The organism is Actinomadura sp. WAC 06369 (assembly GCF_003947565.1).
Classification (GTDB): Bacteria; Actinomycetota; Actinomycetes; order Streptosporangiales; family Streptosporangiaceae; genus Spirillospora; species Spirillospora rifamycini.
On sequence record NZ_QHJN01000047.1, the window covers coordinates 21,262 to 38,452 of the forward strand.

Below are 17,191 nucleotides of genomic sequence, written 5' to 3' on the forward strand. Positions count from 1 at the left end.
GGACGGTAGGCGATCGGGGCGCGGATGAGGAGGTAATTTTCCGGCTTCGGCCGCCGTAGAGTTGATCGTGCCGGACGACGCGGCGGTGCCGCGCCGGGCGTCACCGGCGTCGTCCCGGGAGAGAAGCCGAGGAGCCGCACGAGATGCCCCAGGAACTCACGCTGATGGCGGTCCACGCCCACCCCGACGACGAGGTGCTCGGCACCGGCGGGGTGCTGGCGCGCTGCGCCGCCGAGGGCGTCCGGACGGTGCTGGTGACCTGCACCAACGGGGAGCAGGGCGACGACGAGGGCGGTCTCAAGCCCGGCGACCCGGGGCACGACGCGGCGGGCGTCGCGCGGCGCCGCCTCGCCGAGCTGGAGGAGTCCGCGGGGCACCTCGGCATCGACCGCGTGGAGCTGCTCGGCCACCGCGACTCCGGCATGGTCGGGTGGGCGGGCAACGACGACCCGGCCGCGTTCGCGAACGTGCCGCTCGACGACGCGGTCGCGCCGCTGGTCGCGCTGATGGAGAAGTACCGGCCGCAGGTGGTCGTCACCTACGACGAGAACGGCGGCTACGGGCACCCCGACCACATCATGGCGCACCGGATCGCGGTGGCCGCCGCCGAGCGCTCCGGCGTGCCCGACAAGCTCTACTACACCGCGGTCCCCCGGTCCGGCGTCCGGCAGATGATCGAGGGCGCCCGGGAGCTCGGCATCGATCTCGGGTTCGAGCCGCCGGACGACTTCGGCACCCCGGACGAGCTCGTCACCACCACGGTCGACGTGTCGGCGTACACCGAGCGGAAGTTCAAGGCGCTGCAGGCGCACGCCAGCCAGGGCGAGAACATCTTCATCCTGCGCATGCCCGAGGACGTGCGGCCGCTCGTGCTCGCGCGGGAGGCGTTCGTCCGCCGGTTCAGCCGGGTCCCGGCCCCGGACCTGGAGGACGACCTGTTCGCCGGCCTCAGGTGACCGCGCCGCCGCCCGCGGGTCCGCCGGGCGGGCGGGGGCGGTAGGTCTCGCCCCGCCGCGCCCGCGCGCGGTACATGTCGAGGACGTCCCGGCGCAGCAGGTTCCCGTAGCCGGCGCGGTCGATCCGCAGCGCCAGGTTCGCCTCGGTGACGTGCATCGCGGCGGCCGCGTCGGCGAGGCGCCAGTCGTGCTCGGCCAGCGAGTTCAGCAGGTGGCCGCGGCGGATCTGGCTTTCCGACAGCCGGAACGTCTTGAGGTAGGCGAGGCGGCCGTCCTCGTCGGCGATGGCCTCGCCGATGTGGTTCTCCCGCTTGATCTCGAACGACGGGAGGAAGCGGGTGAGGCGGAACCCGCGCAGCCGCTGGACGCTCCGGTACGTCGCGCGCTCGTCGAAGAGCCACCGGGCCATGACCCCGTCGTGGAACGCCGCCCACTCCGCGCGGCTGAGGTCGGCGGCGGTCCGCAGGTCGGCCAGCGAACGGATCTGCGCGTCGTCGATCCCCGCCGACACGTCCCCCGTCCGCGCGGCGAGCAGCCCGTGGAGGTAGACCGTCTCGCCGAACATGTCCTCGACGAGGGTCGCGTGGAGCGCGCGGTAGTCGTCCGGGTGCGGGACGACGAACGCGCTCGCGAGGGCGTCGGCGACGTAGACCAGCACGCCGCACTGGCCGGGGTGGATCTCGAAGACGCGGAGCGCGTCCTCCAGCCCGCGCACCCGGTGGCCGAGGTAGGCGGCCTCGGCGCGCGGCGACAGCCCCTGGGTGATCGCCTTGCGGGACCATTCCTCCCAGGCGATCGTGGGGCCGCCGAAGTGCAGCGCGAGGTAGCCCTCGACGGCCAGGTGCAGCGGCAGGAACCGGAGCCGGTCCTTGCCCGCCTTCCGCGCCATGCGCCGGACGGTGCGGATCGGCATCCGCTCCGGCGCGGGCGCGGTGTCGCGTTCCAGCAGGCTGGCGCCGTAGGAGGCGCCGGGCGTCTGGTCGCCGCCGTCCCACCGCGCCACGAACGCGTGCGGGATGTAGGACGCGTAGGCCGTTCCGTCGCCGACGTCCACGACGGACACCGGCTCCTCGAACGCGACGCGGTGCAGCCGCAGGCCGGGGACGGGCTCGTCGCGGACCAGCGGCACCAGCCGGATCGAGCCCCACGTCTGCGAGGGGCGGGTCTCCAGCCCGTCCAGGCCGAACGTCATGAGTCCTCCAGGAAGCGCGCGGTCCGGTCGTCGAGGTGCGCCTGCAGCCTGGCCAGGCCGACGCGCCCCTCGGCGAAGCGGGCGAGCTCGACGAGGGTCGGCAGGTCCTCGGCGTCGCGGATCCCGGCGGTCGGGACGGTCGGCGCCAGCCGTCGGACGTCGAAGTCGTCGGCGTCGTACACCGGGTTCAGGTGCGTGATCTGGACCCGCTGAGCGCCGCCGTACCGGTGGCCGGAGTCCAGGCGCGACCGCCAGATCCGCAGGACGTCCGCGGCGAGGCCGGGCGGCGCGTTGTCCCAGCCGTCCGACACGATGATCAGCCGTTCGGGGCCGGTCTCCAGCGCGTCGAGGATCCGCTCGCCGAGCGGCGTCGGCCCGAACGGGTACACCAGCAGTTCGTCGGTGCGGCCCGACGTCCACAGCGGCGTGTACTCCTTCGCGAGCGCCTCGAGCAGGCAGGACGCGGCGAGCGCGACGGCGAGCGGGCGGCGGCGCTTCTGCCCGGACCCGGAGGCCGAGTGGCTGTCGTCCAGGACGGCGGCCACCCGCCCCCACGAGCCGCGGGCGGCGCCCGCGACGCGCCGCGCGGACGTGCGCAGGGCCTCGGTCAGCTCCGCGCGGCGCCGGGCGCGGTCGTCCAGCGGCAGCGACAGCACGTACGTCGCGAGCCGCGTGAGGGGCATCGCGCCGAGGTCCGCGCCGACGCCCGCGCTCTCCTGGAGGCGGAGCCGTTCGAGCCGCGTCATCCGCGCCTCGATGCGCTGCAGGAAGACCTCCCGGGGCACCTTGTGCTTGGCGGCGAACCCCTCCGCGACCGTGTACGGCAGGTCGTACAGCGCCTCCCGCTCGAAGTGCGCCCGCCGCCACGTCTCGAAGACGGGCGTGCCGAACCGCTTGACGCCGCGCGGCGCGAACAGGAACGGGCCCAGCTCCCCGCCGGCGGCGGCGCCGGGGCGGACGTGCGCGTGCCGCATCGCGCTCTTGACGGCGCCGCGGTACTTCACCGCGTCGAACGCGGGGTCGGGGCGGGCCGCCATCCAGTCCCGCATGATCGCGCGGGTGCGCCGGTTGTTGACGCCGCGGCGGCGCAGCTCGCGGAACAGCCGGTAGACGCGCTGCGGCGGCAGCAGTTCGAGCCGCCGCGCGATCAGCCGCCCCTCGCGGCGGCGCCGCTGCGCGTCCACGTCGCCCGCCCGCAGCAGCAGGTTCAGGACGATCTTCGCGGCGTTGTGGTCGTTGACGTTCAGCGCGAGCGCCGCCGCGTACAGGTTCCGGTAGTTCTCCAGGATGTACTCGTGCAGGAAGTCGAGGCTGAGCCGCTGTTCGCCTTGCGCGTGGTGGAACTCGCGCTGCCCCGTGGAGGTGATCGCCGCGTTGACGAACATCAGCGCGTCCTCGCACGCGATCAGGTCGGCGAACGTCTCGGTCATGGCGTCCCGCTCTGGCCGGGGATGGGGGGGTGCCGGCCGGGGAATGGGGGGCGCGAGCGGCGAATCATCGCTGTAAAGGCGGGTTCCGGAAGTCGCACCTGGAGTCCCGCGGCCGGCACCCGAACCGTAGCATCGGGCGATCAGCGCGTTCCGCTCATTTTCCGCCCGCGTCCGCGCCGCCGGACGCGGCGCGCAGCATGCGGAGCTGCCCGATCTCGGCGACGTTCTTCATCAGCTCGGCGTTCACCCAGCCGGCCGTGTGGGCGACGGTGTATCCGGCGTCCTCCGGCCACGGGTAGGCGGTGCGGGCGTCGAGGTCGGCGTCGGTGAGCCCGTCGAGGGCCTCCGCCCACTCGGCGCGCAGGCCGCGCAGCCAGGCGACGGCCTTCTCCTCCCCCGGCCACACGATCTCCGTGCGGTCGCGCGGGGGGCGCCCGTGCACGTGGTCGAGGGCGACGCCCCACCACCAGCCGATGTGCCAGGTGATCCAGGCGACGGTGGGGACCGGCACGGGGTCGGGCTCGGTCTCGGCGAAGTCCGGCTCCCAGCCGCCGTCGGCGCTGGGGCGGACGGTCCAGCACAGGGGCCCCGGTTCCCACAGGTGGTCGGCGGGGACGAGCCGGTCGAGGTGGTACTCGGACAGGGCCCAGGTGAAGTCGAACTGCCAGCGCAGCAGCTCTGTTCGGGACATGGTCATCGGCCAACCCTGGCAGAGGGGCCCGGTCCGGGTCTCCGGGTTTTCCGGGCCCCGGCGCCCGGCCCCGGCGTCCGGCCGGGACCGGGCGCCAGGGGCCGGGCGGCAGGGCCGGGCGGCGCCGGCGGTCAGGGCCGGTAGGTCCCGAAGTACCACTCGTTGCCGTCCAGGTCGCGGGCGGCGTAGTCGCGGGAGCCGTAGTCCTTGTCGGCGAGCTCGCGGAAGATCTCCGCGCCCGCGGCCTTCGCCCGGTCGTGGTGGGCGTCCGGGTCGGCCACCACGACGTAGTTGGCCGCCTTCCCGGGGTTGCCGCCGCTGAGCATGAGCACCCCGTTGTCGTGCCGCATCTCGGTGTGGACGATGGTGCCGTCGTCGTCCCGGTGCACCGCCTGGACCTCGAACCCGAACGCCCGCTCCAGCCACGCCAGCGCCTTCTCGACGTCGGTGTAGCCGACGATCGGGCTGATCGCGCCGTTCTTCTCGTTCGCCATGTCGTCCTCCCTGGTCATCGCGGGATACATGCCCACTCTGCGCCCGGGTGCGCGGGCCCGTCTTGGACGAATGTCACCCGCGGGCGGCGTCGCGTTCGGCGGCGAGGCGGCGGGTCTCCGGCGAGACCGGGGCGCCGAGGATCGCGGCGACGACGTCGATCAGGTAGCTGGTGAACAGGCGGTCGTCGGTGCGGGGGCCGGAGCGGGCGCGGCGCGCCACCTCGATGGCGGCGTACCGGACGGCGGTGAACCGGCGGTGCAGGCGCGCCGCGTCCTCCTCCAGCAGGGGTTCGACGAGCGCGCGCCAGCGGCACAGGCTGTCGGACGGGTCGTCCAGGACGGCGACCGGGACGATCGGGTCCGGGCGGTTCAGCACGTCCGCCCAGACCTGCAGGAACGCGCGTCCGGACGGGTCGGCGAGCCGTGCCGTCAGCGGGCGGACGAGCGCGGCGGCGAGGGCCCGCACGGCCGCCTCCGGGTCGCCGCCGCCGTCCGCCTCGCAGGCGTCCAGCAGGGCGTGCCGGCGCGCCTCGACCTCGGGGGCGTGCCGCGCGAAAACGGCGCGGACCATCCCCGCGCGGTCGCCGAAGTGGTACTGGACGGCCGTCGCGTTGCGGACGCCCGCCGCCTGCACGATCTCGCGGAGGCTGACGGCGTCCACCCCGCGTTCGGCGTAGAGCCGCTCGGCGGCGTCCAGCAGCCGTTCCCGGGTGTCGTTCATCCCGCGCCGTCCCTCACTCGCCCGTCACTCGCCCGTCATTCCTCGCCGATCGCCAGCTCCAGGGCGTCGGCGAACCGCTCGCGCGCCGCCTCCCGCCGGGTCGGCAGGTGCTCGGACGGCCACAGGCCCTCGACCGGCTCGACGTCGCGGAGCAGCTGCCGGGCCAGGGTGATCTTGTGGACCTCGGTGGGCCCGTCCGCGATCGCCATGGCCTGCGCCCCCATCATCATGGACGCGAACGGCATCTCGTTCGACACGCCGAGGGCGCCGTGCAGGTGCATCGCCCGCTGCACGACGTCGTGGTACACCTTCGGCATCGCGGCCTTCACGGCGGCGATGTCCTTGCGGACCTTCTTGTAGTCGCGGTGCTTGTCGATGAGCCAGGCGGTGCGCAGCACGAGCAGCCGGAACTGCTCGATCTCGATCCAGCTGTCGGCGATCTTCTCCCGGGTCATCTGCATCTTGGCGAGCGGCCCGAAGCGGGTCTGCCGGGACACCGACCGCTCGAGCATCATGTCGAACGCCTTGCGGACCTGCGCGATCGTCCGCATGGCGTGGTGGATCCGGCCGCCGCCGAGCCGCGTCTGGGCGATGGCGAACGCGCCGCCCTCGTCCCCGAGGAGGTTCTCGGCCGGGACGCGGACGTCCTCGTAGCGCAGGTACCCGTGCGACCCCTCGCGCTCCCCGCCGACGCCCACGTTGCGGACGGTGACCAGGCCGGGCGCGTCGCCGGGGACGATGAACATCGACATGCCCTCGTACGCGCTGACGTCGGGGTTCGTGACCGCCATGACGATCAGGAACTCGGCGTGCCGGGCGTTGGAGGAGAACCACTTCTCGCCGTTGACGACCCAGCCGTCCCCGTCGCGGACGGCCCGCGTGGTGAACAGGGTGGGGTCGGCGCCGGCGTGCGGCTCGGTCATCGAGTACGACGAGGAGATCTCGCCGTCCAGCAGCGGCCGCAGGTAGCGCTCCTTCTGCGTCGGCGTGCCGAAGTGGGCGATGATCTCGGCGTTGCCGGAGTCGGGGGCCTGGCAGCCGAACACCGACGGCGCCCAGCGCGACCGGCCGAGGATCTCGTTGAGCAGCGCCAGCTTCACCTGGCCGTAGCCCTGGCCGCCGAGTTCGGGGCCGAGGTGGCACGCCCACAGCCCCTTCTCGCGCACCCGGTCCTGGAGGGGCCGCACCAGCGTCTTGTAGCGGGGGTCGGACTTGTCGTAGGGGCTGCCGAGGACGAGGTCGAGCGGTTCGACCTCGTCCCGCACGAAGGCGTCGGCCCAGTCGAGGAGTTCCTGGTAGGCGGGGTCGGTCTCGAAGTCCCATGCCATGGCGCGTCTCCTGCCGTCGGTGGCTGGCGTCCCGCCGATAATGCATGTGATTGAGCGAGTAATGCAAGTGCATGACTGTTACTCTCCGGTACTACGCCGTGTCGAAGGGACCCCGCCGTGCAGCAGCCTGAGCAGATCGATCGCGCGCTCGTGGACTTCCAGGTCCTCGCCGGGTGGATGGACGCCCGGGGCCTGCCCGAGGGGCCGTTCGAGGACGTCGCGCCGCTGACCGGCGGGACGCAGAACACGCTGGTCCGGTTCCGGCGCGGCGGCCGGGAGTACGTGCTGCGGCGCGGCCCCGCGCACCTGCGGGCCCGCACCAACGACGTCCTGCGCCGGGAGGCCCGCGTGCTGGGCGCGCTGGACGGCACGGACGTGCCCGCGCCGCGCCTGGTCGCCGCCTGCCCCGACGAGTCCGTGATGAACGGCGCCGTGTTCTACCTGATGACCCCGGTCGACGGGTTCAACGCCTCCGTGACCCTCCCGGACCCGCACGCGAAGGACGCGTCCGTCCGGCACGAGATGGGCCTGAACGCGGCGCGCGCGCTGGCGGCGCTGGGGGCGGTCGACCACGAGGCCGTCGGGCTCGCCGACTTCGGCAAGCCGGCCGGCTTCCTGGAGCGGCAGGTCGGCCGGTGGACCGCGGAGCTGGACTCCTACGGCGCCCTCGACGGCTACCCCGGCCCCGACATCCCCGGACTGGACGACGTCGCGCGCTGGCTCGGGGAGCGGCGCCCGGCGACGTGGCGGCCGGGGATCATGCACGGCGACTACCACCTGGCCAACCTGATGTACTCCCCCACCGGTCCGGAGATCGCCGCGATCGTCGACTGGGAGATGTGCACGATCGGCGACCCGCTGCTCGACCTCGGCTGGCTGCTGGCCACCTGGCCGGACCGCGACGACGAGAGCGCCGCGCTCGCCGGACCGCTCGGCGCCGCGGGCGGGCTGCCCGCCGCGGACGAGCTCGTCGACGCCTACGCGGGCCGCGCGGACGCCGTCGCGGGGCGCGACCTGGCGGCCATCCGGTGGTACGCGGTGCTGGCGTGCTTCAAGCTCGGCATCGTCCTGGAGGGCACGCACGCCCGCGCCTGCGCCGGGAAGGCGCCGCGCGAGACCGGCGACCTGCTCCACTCGATCACCCTCGGCCTCTTCCGCCGCGCGCAGACCTTCATCGCGTCCGCCTGACGCCGGGCGGCCGCCCCCGCCGTCCCGCCGTTCCGCCGTCCCGCCGTGCGATGATCACCGGCGGAGGTGGCACATGAGGATCCGCAGGGGCGGGCCGGAGAGCGCGCCCGCGATGCTGGCGATGCTGGACGGCGCGGTGGAATGGCTCGTCCGCGAGGGGCGGTCCGGGCAGTGGGGCACCGAGCCGTGGTCGCGGGACCCGCGCCGGGTGGAGCGGATCACCGGCATCGCGCGCGACAACGGCGTGTGGGAGGCCGAGATCGACGGCCGCCCCGCCGGGTTCATGGCGGCCGGACCGGAGCCGATGCCCTACGTGGAGCCCGCCGGCGAACCGGAGCTGTACATCTCGCTGCTGGTCACCGACCGCGCGTTCGCCGGGCACGGCGTCGGCGCGGCCCTCATCGCCGAGGCGAAGCGGGAGGCCGCGGCGCGCGGCGCGCGGCTGCTGCGGGTCGACTGCTACGGCGGCGGGGACGGGCGGCTCGTGGAGTACTACCGCCGCAACGGCTTCGAGCCGGTGGCCGAGTTCACCGTCGGCGACTGGCCGGGGCGGCTGCTCGCCCAGCGCGTCGAACCGCACGGCGCCCGGTGACTTGCGGACGGGCCGTCCGCGACGCACGCTGGAACGGACCGGTGGGGCCGGGCAGTCGGTGACGCCCTTACGCCGCACGGACGGCGACCGAGCCGCTCGCCCGTCCCGCCGGTCTGCGCGTCCGCCGACCCCCGCACCGGTTCGCGAAGCCCACGTCGTTTTCCTGCCAGCGCCGCCGCCCGAACCGGCGCCATGCTCGGGGCCATGGACGAACAGGCACGCGCATTCCGCTTCGGGGTCGTCGGGGAGTCGATCCGGTCCGGCGCCGAGCTGGCCGCCACCGCCCGCCGCGCGGAGGAGCTGGGCTACGCGACGCTGACGCTGCGCGACCACTTCGTGACCGAGCCCTTCGGGGACCAGCTCGCGCCGATGGTCGCGCTCGCCTCGGCGGCGGCCGTCACGGGCACCCTGCGGCTGGGCACGATGGTCCTCGCCAACGACTACCGGCACCCGGTGCTGCTCGCGAAGGAGGCCGCGACGCTCGACCACCTGTCGGACGGGCGGTTCGAGCTGGGCATCGGCGCCGGATGGCTGCGGGCCGAGTACGCGGCGGCCGGGATCCCCTTCGACGCCGCCGGGACACGGGTCGGGCGGCTGGAGGAGTCGCTGCTGATCCTCCGCAGCCTCCTGGCCGGCGAGAAGACCGTGTTCGCCGGCGAGCACTACCGGATCGACGGGCTGACCGTCTTCCCGCGGCCCGCGCGGCGCCCGCCGCTGGTCATCGGCGCCGGAAGCCCCCGGATGCTCGGCATCGCCGGCCGGCACGCCGACACGGTGGGCATCCTGCCGCGGGCGCTGCCCGAGGGCGCCATCTCCGACGCGATCACCGAGCGGCTCCCGGACACGATCGCCCGCAAGGTCGACCGCGTCCGGGAGGCCGCCGGGGACCGGGACGTCGAGCTGAGCATGATGGTCACGCCGCGGTTCGGCGCCGACCCGCGCGCCGCCGCCGCCCGGGTGGCGGCGGCGCGCGGCTGGGGCGCCGACGCCGACCTCGTCCTGGGCATGCCGACCCAGTTCGTCGGGCCGCCCGAGCACATCGCCGCGCAGATGACCGAGCGCCGGGAGCGCTACGGGTTCACCTACTACCAGGTGCCCGACTCGGCGATGGAGGAGTTCGCGCCGGTCGTGGCGCTCCTGGCCGGTCGGCCGCGTCAGGCGTAGACGGCGTCGTGGAAGGCGATCTCCGCTCCCAGCATCCCGGCGAACCAGCGCGCGAGCCGGTCGTCCGGGACGTCCGCGGGGATCGCGTCCACCTCCCGCGCGAGCGCCTCGACGCCCCGCCGGAACGCGTCACCCGCGTGCAGTGCGACCCAGTCGGCGACCGGCCCCGCCGGGACGCGGCCCTCCCGGTGCGCCCGGCCGCACCAGGCGAGGTACAGGCTCTCGGCGGCGAACATCACCGTCACCACGGCCGGGTGCCCGCCCTCGCGGGCCGCCGCCAGCGCGAACTCCGACAGCACCGCGCCGCGCGCCGCCGCGCCCGGACGCGCCGGGACCGGCCAGGCCGCGCGGGCGGCGCGGAAGTAGTCGGCCTGCTCGGTGGTCAGCGCGTGGACGGCCGCCGCGTTCCGCTCGATCGCCGCGGCGTCCGGCGCGTCCCAGATCGCCAGCCCGTGCAGCCGCGCGGCGGTGGCGACGAACGACGCCTCGATCTCCAGGTAGTCGGCGAACTCCTGCACGCCGAGGGCACCCGTGCGGACGTCCTCGGCGAACCGCATGGCCGCGGCCCGCTCGAGCGGCTCGGCGCACGCGTCCAGCAGCGCCCGCGAACGCGTCACGCCGCGAGCCATTCGACCAGGCCGCCGAACACCTTCGCGTAGCCGTCCCAGTCCTCGCAGAACGGCCGCGGCGCCCAGTGCGGCGAGCAGTCGGAGGTGAACACCGCCGAGCGGCCGGCGCCGTACCCCGCGACGGCGACCAGCGGGTCGCCGTTCAGCGTGGCCAGGACCTCGGTGCCCTCCCGGGCCTTGACCCGGTTGTAGCCGAGCAGCACCGGCCAGTCCCCCGCGACGCCGCCGAGCGCCGGGTGGCCGGCGTCGGTGACGGCCGCACCGGCCCCGGCGGGCAGCTCCACCCGGTCGTCCTCGGGCAGCAGCTCGACCGGGAGCGCCTCGTGCAGGACCGTGTTGCGGAACGCGCCCTTGGCCTCGAACCCGGTGAACGACAGGTACCCGCCGACCATCAGCAGGCCGCCGCCGTCCCGCGTCCAGTCGCGCAGCGCCCCGAGCCGGTCCCGGCCCGGGACGGCCTGCTCGAACACCTCCGGCGCGAGCTGCAGGGAGTTCGCGCCGATGTCCGACAGGACGACGACGTCGTAGGCCGCCAGGGCGTCCGCGTCCCCGGGAAACTCGGCCGGCACCAGATGGGCGGGCATGTGCACCACCTCGTGGCCCCGGCCCTCCAGCGCGCGGCGCAGCGGCTCGACGCCGGTGACGTAGGAGGTGGTGGTGAACGAGTCCACCCCCTTGATGTGGGTGGACTGGGTGACCCAGCTCTCTCCTGCGATCAGGACGCGGCTCACTGTGGTTCCTCTCTTTCGGATGGGTCGGTCGTGGGTGCTCGGCCGCCGCGCGGGCGCCGGACGGTCGCGGGGACCGCGCCGGTCAGGCCGCGGCGGCCTCGAACAGCCGGGCGGGGTTGTCGCGCAGCAGGCCCTCCGCCACGCCGCGCGGGACGCCGAGCTCGGTCAGGCGCCGGACGAACAGGGTCGGCACGTACCGGAAGCCGTTGCCTCCGTAGGCGGTGAGCATGCTTTTGAGGAAGACGTCGTGGCTGAGCAGCAGCCGCCCGCCGTACCCGTGCACGACGAGCCACGTGACCGCGCGGGCGGTCTCGTGCGCGGCGGGCGACTGCCCTTCGCCCGGGTAGCGGAACGGCATGCCGATCATGTCGAACTCCAGCCAGACGCCCCGGTCCGCGACCGCGCGCTGGTAGCCCGGGTCGTCGTGGGACGGGTCCATGTGGCACAGGACCACCGCGCCGGGCGGCACGCCGTACTCGTCCAGGACGATGTCGAGGACCTCGTGCGCGCGCCGCTGCCAGCCGGGCAGGTGCACGTAGAGCGGGACGCCGGTCTCCCGCTGCGCGCGGGACGCGGCCCGCAGCGCGCGGTGCTCGGCGGGCGTGAAGTCCGGCGACACGCCGATCTCGCCGATCACGCCCGGACGGACGCCCGTGCCGGCGACGCCGTCCGTGAGCTCCGCGACCAGCTCGGCCGCGAGGCCGCGCTCGTCCGTCCCGGCCAGGTGCGGCGGGTGGTACGGCTCCAGGTACCAGCCGGAGCCCATGACGATCCGCAGGCCGCTGCGCTCGGCGAACGCCCGCAGGACGAGCGGGTCGCGGCCGAGGCCGCCCGGCGTGACGTCCACGACCGTCCCGCCGCCCGCGGCCGCGAAGGACCGCAGGTCGGCGAGCATCGCGGCGTCGTCGTCCAGCGTGCAGTGGTCCAGGCAGGCGTACGGCTCCTCGCGCAGCAGCCAGGCCAGCTCGGGGGTCGTGCGGGCGTCGCGCAGGTACGCCAGCGCGGGGTCCGCCGGCGCGCCGACCGCCTTCCGGACGTCGTTGCGCAGGTGCTCGTGGGTGAGGGTGAGGCCCAGGTCCGCGCTGGACGCCGGGCCGGTCACCGTGGCCACCTCGACCGCCGCGCCGCGGGCGGGCCGGTCCCCGGTCACGCGGGTTCCTTCGCGCGGTCCCGTCCGCGGCCGCGTCCCAGGAGGTGCGCGCCCAGCTCCGCGATGCCGTGGCCGCGCAGGTTGAGCCAGATCGCGGCGAGCAGCACCAGGCCGGTGACGATCGGCGTGAGGAACGGGCTCACCCCGAGCAGCGTCAGGCCGTTGGCGATCATCCCGGTGATCAGCGCGCCGATGACGGTGCCGGTCATCGTGCCGCGGCCGCCGAACAGGTCGGTGCCGCCGAGCACGACCGCCGCGATCACGGTCAGCTCGAACGCCTGCGCGGAGTTCGCCGAGCCGGAGCCGAGCCGGGCCGCGGTGAGCAGCCCGGCGACGCCCGCGGCGAGCCCGGTCAGCATCAGCGCGACCATCTTGATGCGGTTCGTGTTCACCCCGGCGCGGCGGACCGACTCCTCCTGCGAGCCGATCCCGTTGACGTAGTTGCCGAACCGGGTCTTGGCGAGCAGCACCGCGCCGATCACCACGGTGCCGAGCGCGATCCACGCCAGCGCGGAGAAGCCGAGGAACTCCGCGCGGCCGATCTTGGCGACGTACAGCCGGGCGTCGATGGGGACCGAGAAGCCCTCGGTCCACAGCTGCGCCAGCCCGCGGATCACCGACATCGTCGCGAGCGTGACGATGAACGGCGGGATCCGGTGGTAGGCCGACAGGTAGCCGTTCACCCCGCCCCAGAACAGCCCGGCCAGCAGGGCCGCGACGATCACGAGGGAGGAGTCCCAGCCCGCCTGGAGCATCTCGGCGGTCAGGACGGCGACGAACGCGACCGTCGACCCCACCGACAGGTCGATCTGCCCGGTGGTGATCACGAACGTCATCGCCACCGCGACGATCAGCGTGATCGCGACCTGGGTCGCCAGGTTCGACATGTTGTCGAAGGTCAGGAAGTTGTCGGAGGCGATCCCGAAGACCGCGAACAGCGCGACGGTCACGCCCGCCATCGCCAGGGTCGCCTTGTTGGCGCGTTCCCACAGGCCGGGCGTCTCGGCGCGGACGGTGGGCGCGGGCGGGGCCTGCACGGTCATGTCAGGCCACCTCCTCGGTGGACTCGGGCCCGGTGGCGGCGCCGGAGCGGGTGATCAGGGCGACGAGCCGCTCGATGTCGAGCGCGGACACCGGCTCGTCGTCCACGCTGCGGCCCTCGTACATGACGGTGATGCGGTCGCAGACCTCGAACAGGTCCTGCAGCCGGTGGGTGATGAGGATGACGCCGACGCCCTGCGCCGCGACGTCCTTGATCATCGCGAGGACCTGGCGGACCTCGGCGACCGCGAGGGCCGCCGTCGGCTCGTCCAGGATCAGCACGCGCGGCTTGAACGACACCGCGCGGGCGATCGCCACGGCCTGCCGCTGCCCGCCGGACAGGTGCCCGATCTCCTGGTACGTCGACTTGACGCGGACGTGCAGCTCCGACAGCGTCTCGGCGGCCCGGCGGTGCATGGTGCGGCGGTCGATGAACGGTCCCCTGCGGGGCTCGCGCCCGAGGAACAGGTTGCTCGCGACGTCGAGCGTGTCGCACAGCGCGAGGTCCTGGTAGACGATCCCGATCCGCTCGCGGCGCGCGTCGGCGGGGCTGCCGAACCGCACCTCGCGGCCGTCGATCTCGATCGTCCCGGTGTCGTGCTGCAGCGCGCCGGCCAGGACCTTCATCAGCGTGGACTTCCCGGCGCCGTTGTCGCCGACGAGGCCGAGGACCTCGCCCGGCGCCAGCGTGAGGTCGACGCCGCGCAGCGACTTCACCACACCGAACGACTTGGTGATGCCGCGCAGTGAGACCAGGGGTGGTTCGGTCATCACTTCTCCAGGTAGTACAGGTAGTCCGAGACGTTCGCGGGCGTGACGATCTGCGTCGGGACGGGCACGTCCGCCGGGGCGGACCGGCCGCAGGCGAGGTCGATCGCGGCGTTCATGGCGGCGTGGCCGAACGTGAAGGTGTTCTGCTGGACGACGCCGGCGATCCAGCCCTCCCGGAGCCCGTCCACGGCCTGCTGGGACAGGTCCCAGCCGACGACCTCAATGTCGTCGGTGCGCTCCTGGCTGCGGACGGCCGCCGCGAGGCCGATCAGCGCGGGCTCGCCCGTCGCGTACGCGTAGGGCAGGTCGGGGTTGCCGGTCAGCAGGTTCTCGGCGGCGGTCTGGGCCTGCTCCTGGACGTTGCGGCCGTCCACCACCGTCTCGATCTTCATGCCGCCCGCGGTGACCGCGTCGGTGAAGCCCTTCTGCCGCTCGTTCTGGACGGTGCTGTTCAGGGCGCCGACGACGCCGATCCCGCCCTTCCCGCCGGACATCTCCAGCAGCTCCGCGGCGATCTGCTCGCCGCCCTCGGCGTTGGCCGTGCCGACCTGGGTGGCGACGGCCGGGTCGTCGACGGTGGCGTCGACCGCGACGACCGGCACCCCGGCGGCCTTCGCGCGCCGGATCGCGGGCTTGATGCCCTCGGTGTCGACCGCGTCCACGATGATCGCGTCGTAGTCGCCCGCGACCAGGTTGTCGATCGCGTCGGCCTGCTTCGCCGAGTCGTCGTCCCCGTTGACGACCTGCATGTGCGCCCCAGCCGCGTCCGCGACCGTCTTCGCGCCCGTGTTGATCTGGTTGAAGAAGAGGGCCTGGAGGTTGATCGGGACGACGCCGATCCTGGGCGGCCGCCCGTCCACCTCGCAGGACTCCGCGATCCGCTCGGGCGGCGGCGGCCCCTTCTCGGTGGCCTTCTTCTCGGCCGCGATCTCACGCCTGGCCTGCACGTCGCACCCGACCGTCGCCGTCAGCAGCAGGCAGAGCGCGACCACGGCCCGCACCGCGTGTCGCATCATGTCTCCTCTCGATGGGGCCGGGCGGGCGCGGCGGGCGCGTCCGGGGCCGGTGTGCGGGAGTCGTTCGGGCGGGAGCCGTCCGTTCGGGGTTCGGTCGTTCGGAGGTCGGTCGTTCGGGGTTCGGTCGTTCGGAGGTCGGCGGGTCGGTCGTCCGGGCGGGGGGCGGTGGTTCGGGGGTCGTTCTCGGCGCGGATCCGGGACAGGACGGACGCGCGGTGCGGCAGGCCGTCGCGCGCCCCCGGCCGGGTGCACGACAGCCCGGCCGCGACGGCGGCCGTGCGGGCCGCGTCCGGCGGGGCGGTCCCCCGGTCGAGCTCCGCGCAGTAGACGCCGGCGAAGCAGTCCCCCGCCCCGGTGGCGTCCACGGCCGTCACGCGGATCGCCGCGCCGGCGTGCCGCGCGCCGTCCGGCGCGAACAGCGTCCAGCCGCGCGCACCGTCGGTGACCACCAGGTTTACCCGATGCGCGGCGGCCTCGGCGGCCAGCGCGGCGTCCGCCGCCGCGTGGCCGCCGGGGCCGGGGTCCGTGTCGGGGGCGAGGAACGCGGTCGCCTGCGCGCGGCCGACGAGCGCGTGGTCGGCCGCGGCGAGCGCGGCCCGCATCGCGTCGGGCCCGTCGCAGCCGTCGAGGTCGACGACCAGGCGCGGCCGCCCGGATCCGGCGAGCACGTCCGCGGCCGCCGGGAACCGGTAGCCGTCCAGGTAGAGCCAGGCGCCGGCCTGCCGGGCGGCCGCCGCCGCGGACGCCACCTGCTCGGCCGTCACCAGGTCGTCCTGGCTGATGATGGAACGTTCCCCGTCCGGGGTGAGCAGCACGACGGCCGTGGTGAGGACGCCCGACCGGGACGTCCAGCGGGTGTCGACGCCGTCTCCGGCGAGGGCGGCGAGGAACGCGGTGCTCTCCGGGTCGGGCCCGACGACCCCGGCGAACCGGGCGTCGGCCCCCATCCGGGCGGCGGCCACCGCCGCGTTCGCCGCCATCCCGCCCTCGCCGCGCCGGACGCGGGTGGCCTGCACGCGCGCCGCCGGGCCGGGCAGCACGGGGACCTCGACCGTCAGGTCGACGTTGGCGTACCCGCAGAAGACGATCACGGCAGTTCCGCTCCGGCCTTCGCCGCCGCGGCGGTCAGCTCGCGGACCTTCGCCGCGTCCGCGCGGCCCCACCAGCGGCCGTTGTCCTTGACCGACGACGCGACGATGACGCCGTCGCAGGCGGGCAGCAGCTCCCCGATGTTCGCGGCGGTGATGCCCGACCCGATCACGACCGGCAGGCTGGTGTGCGCGGCGATGCCCTCGACCTCGTCGAGGGCGGCGGCGTCGCCCGTCCGGGAGCCGGTGGCGATCAGCACGTCGGCGCCGAAGAACTCGGCGTCCTCGGTCTGCTCGGCGAGGGTGCGGTCCGCGACGATGGCGTGCGCGCCGTGCTTGACGTGCACGTCGGCGAAGACCTTCACCGGTCCGGCGCCGATCCGGCTGCGGTAGCGGGCGGCGTGCGCGGCCTGCCCCTCGATGATCCCCTCGTTGGCGACGTAGGCGTTGGCCCACTGGTTGACGCGGACGAACCCGGCGCCGCCCGACCACGCGGAGGCGATCGAGCACTCGGCCGCGTTCGACAGCACGCTCACGCCCGTCCGCCCGCCGGTGGCGTGCCGGACCCGGTCGGTCACGACGGCCATCGCCGCGGCCGTCTCGTAGCCGTGCTCGCCGGGCTTGAGGAACGGGATGTCCCAGTGGTTCTCGACGATGACGCCGTGGCAGCCGCCGTCGAGGTAGGCCCGCGCCTCCTCGATCGCGAACGCGCAGACGTCGTCCATCGGGACGCCCTCGTAGTGCGGGCTGCCCGGCAGCGGCGGCAGGTGCACGACGCCGATGACGACCTTGCGGGTCCCGAACAGCTCCTCGATCGCGTTCGGCCTGGGCGGGAAGACGCCCAGCGCCCGCTCGTCGTTCCCCGTCGCCGCCGTCATGCCGCCTCCTGTGTAATCGATTGCAGTGAAGTTTTGGAGAACCGTAGATTTCAGATCCCCAGGCCGTCAAGGGGGTATAGTCGGCACATCTCAACTTGATCTGGCAGGGTTCGGCGCCGGCGGCGGCTGGA

General features: G+C 74.3%; 18 protein-coding genes. 4 read left to right on the forward strand and 14 right to left on the reverse strand.

Annotated elements, in window-relative coordinates; genetic code table 11:
• Nucleotides 1–143: 143 nt before the first annotated feature.
• Nucleotides 144–956, forward strand: coding sequence for a PIG-L family deacetylase (locus tag DMH08_RS15190; RefSeq protein ID WP_026402123.1), 813 nt, complete (start codon nucleotides 144–146; stop codon nucleotides 954–956).
• Here the strand turns inward: DMH08_RS15190 and DMH08_RS15195 are convergent.
• The 6 genes from DMH08_RS15195 to DMH08_RS15220 form a co-directional block, all read right to left on the reverse strand.
• Nucleotides 949–2,148: an ARPP-2 domain-containing protein gene (locus DMH08_RS15195; protein ID WP_125614901.1), complete on the reverse strand. Its 1,200-nt coding sequence runs from the start codon at nucleotides 2,146–2,148 to the stop codon at nucleotides 949–951. The genes DMH08_RS15190 and DMH08_RS15195 overlap by 8 nt on opposite strands.
• Nucleotides 2,145–3,578 carry a hypothetical protein gene (locus DMH08_RS15200; RefSeq protein WP_125614904.1) on the reverse strand — a complete coding sequence of 478 codons (1,434 nt, stop codon included), beginning with the start codon at nucleotides 3,576–3,578 and terminating at the stop codon, nucleotides 2,145–2,147. Before DMH08_RS15200 ends, DMH08_RS15195 begins: the two co-directional genes overlap by 4 nt.
• A gap of 154 nt (nucleotides 3,579–3,732) precedes the next feature.
• Nucleotides 3,733–4,275 carry a DinB family protein gene (locus DMH08_RS15205; RefSeq protein ID WP_125614908.1) on the reverse strand — a complete coding sequence of 181 codons (543 nt, stop codon included), beginning with the start codon at nucleotides 4,273–4,275 and terminating at the stop codon, nucleotides 3,733–3,735.
• 125 nt (nucleotides 4,276–4,400) lie between these two features.
• Complete coding sequence (locus DMH08_RS15210; RefSeq protein WP_026402120.1) at nucleotides 4,401–4,763, reverse strand: VOC family protein; 363 nt, start codon at nucleotides 4,761–4,763, stop codon at nucleotides 4,401–4,403.
• Between the two features lie 73 nt (nucleotides 4,764–4,836).
• Nucleotides 4,837–5,484, reverse strand: a complete 648-nt coding sequence (locus DMH08_RS15215; RefSeq protein ID WP_125614911.1) for a TetR/AcrR family transcriptional regulator — start codon at nucleotides 5,482–5,484, stop codon at nucleotides 4,837–4,839.
• 35 nt (nucleotides 5,485–5,519) lie between these two features.
• Complete coding sequence (locus DMH08_RS15220; protein WP_026402118.1) at nucleotides 5,520–6,812, reverse strand: acyl-CoA dehydrogenase family protein; 1,293 nt, start codon at nucleotides 6,810–6,812, stop codon at nucleotides 5,520–5,522.
• 117 nt (nucleotides 6,813–6,929) lie between these two features.
• Here DMH08_RS15220 and DMH08_RS15225 point away from each other — a divergent pair, with 117 nt between their 5' ends.
• The 3 genes from DMH08_RS15225 to DMH08_RS15235 all read left to right on the forward strand — a co-directional run bounded on the left by DMH08_RS15225 (nucleotide 6,930) and on the right by DMH08_RS15235 (nucleotide 9,756).
• Nucleotides 6,930–8,000: a phosphotransferase family protein gene (locus DMH08_RS15225; protein WP_026402117.1), complete on the forward strand. Its 1,071-nt coding sequence runs from the start codon at nucleotides 6,930–6,932 to the stop codon at nucleotides 7,998–8,000.
• Between the two features lie 73 nt (nucleotides 8,001–8,073).
• Complete coding sequence (locus DMH08_RS15230; protein ID WP_026402116.1) at nucleotides 8,074–8,592, forward strand: GNAT family N-acetyltransferase; 519 nt, start codon at nucleotides 8,074–8,076, stop codon at nucleotides 8,590–8,592.
• 204 nt (nucleotides 8,593–8,796) lie between these two features.
• Nucleotides 8,797–9,756 (forward strand): TIGR03621 family F420-dependent LLM class oxidoreductase, encoded by a 960-nt coding sequence (locus DMH08_RS15235; protein ID WP_158642310.1) that lies wholly within the window; start codon nucleotides 8,797–8,799, stop codon nucleotides 9,754–9,756.
• Here the strand turns inward: DMH08_RS15235 and DMH08_RS15240 are convergent.
• The 8 genes from DMH08_RS15240 to DMH08_RS15275 all read right to left on the reverse strand — a co-directional run bounded on the left by DMH08_RS15240 (nucleotide 9,747) and on the right by DMH08_RS15275 (nucleotide 17,060).
• Nucleotides 9,747–10,373 carry a TenA family protein gene (locus DMH08_RS15240; RefSeq protein ID WP_125614917.1) on the reverse strand — a complete coding sequence of 209 codons (627 nt, stop codon included), beginning with the start codon at nucleotides 10,371–10,373 and terminating at the stop codon, nucleotides 9,747–9,749. The two genes, DMH08_RS15235 and DMH08_RS15240, sit on opposite strands and share 10 nt — an antisense overlap.
• Nucleotides 10,370–11,116: a glutamine amidotransferase gene (locus tag DMH08_RS15245; RefSeq protein ID WP_125614922.1), complete on the reverse strand. Its 747-nt coding sequence runs from the start codon at nucleotides 11,114–11,116 to the stop codon at nucleotides 10,370–10,372. Before DMH08_RS15245 ends, DMH08_RS15240 begins: the two co-directional genes overlap by 4 nt.
• 82 nt (nucleotides 11,117–11,198) lie before the next feature.
• Entirely contained in the window at nucleotides 11,199–12,266 is a 1,068-nt protein-coding gene (locus DMH08_RS15250; protein WP_125614925.1) for a phosphotriesterase family protein, read from the reverse strand.
• Nucleotides 12,263–13,309 carry an ABC transporter permease gene (locus DMH08_RS15255; RefSeq protein WP_051300545.1) on the reverse strand — a complete coding sequence of 349 codons (1,047 nt, stop codon included), beginning with the start codon at nucleotides 13,307–13,309 and terminating at the stop codon, nucleotides 12,263–12,265. The genes DMH08_RS15250 and DMH08_RS15255 overlap by 4 nt, the downstream gene beginning before the upstream one ends.
• A gap of 1 nt (nucleotide 13,310) precedes the next feature.
• Nucleotides 13,311–14,078 carry an ATP-binding cassette domain-containing protein gene (locus DMH08_RS15260; RefSeq protein WP_125614928.1) on the reverse strand — a complete coding sequence of 256 codons (768 nt, stop codon included), beginning with the start codon at nucleotides 14,076–14,078 and terminating at the stop codon, nucleotides 13,311–13,313.
• Nucleotides 14,078–15,094, reverse strand: coding sequence for a substrate-binding domain-containing protein (locus DMH08_RS15265; protein ID WP_026402110.1), 1,017 nt, complete (start codon nucleotides 15,092–15,094; stop codon nucleotides 14,078–14,080). The genes DMH08_RS15260 and DMH08_RS15265 overlap by 1 nt, the downstream gene beginning before the upstream one ends.
• Entirely contained in the window at nucleotides 15,091–16,185 is a 1,095-nt protein-coding gene (locus DMH08_RS15270; RefSeq protein ID WP_158642311.1) for a carbohydrate kinase family protein, read from the reverse strand. Before DMH08_RS15270 ends, DMH08_RS15265 begins: the two co-directional genes overlap by 4 nt.
• Nucleotides 16,182–17,060 carry a BtpA/SgcQ family protein gene (locus DMH08_RS15275; protein ID WP_026402109.1) on the reverse strand — a complete coding sequence of 293 codons (879 nt, stop codon included), beginning with the start codon at nucleotides 17,058–17,060 and terminating at the stop codon, nucleotides 16,182–16,184. The genes DMH08_RS15270 and DMH08_RS15275 overlap by 4 nt, the downstream gene beginning before the upstream one ends.
• Between the last annotated feature and the right edge of the window lie 131 nt (nucleotides 17,061–17,191).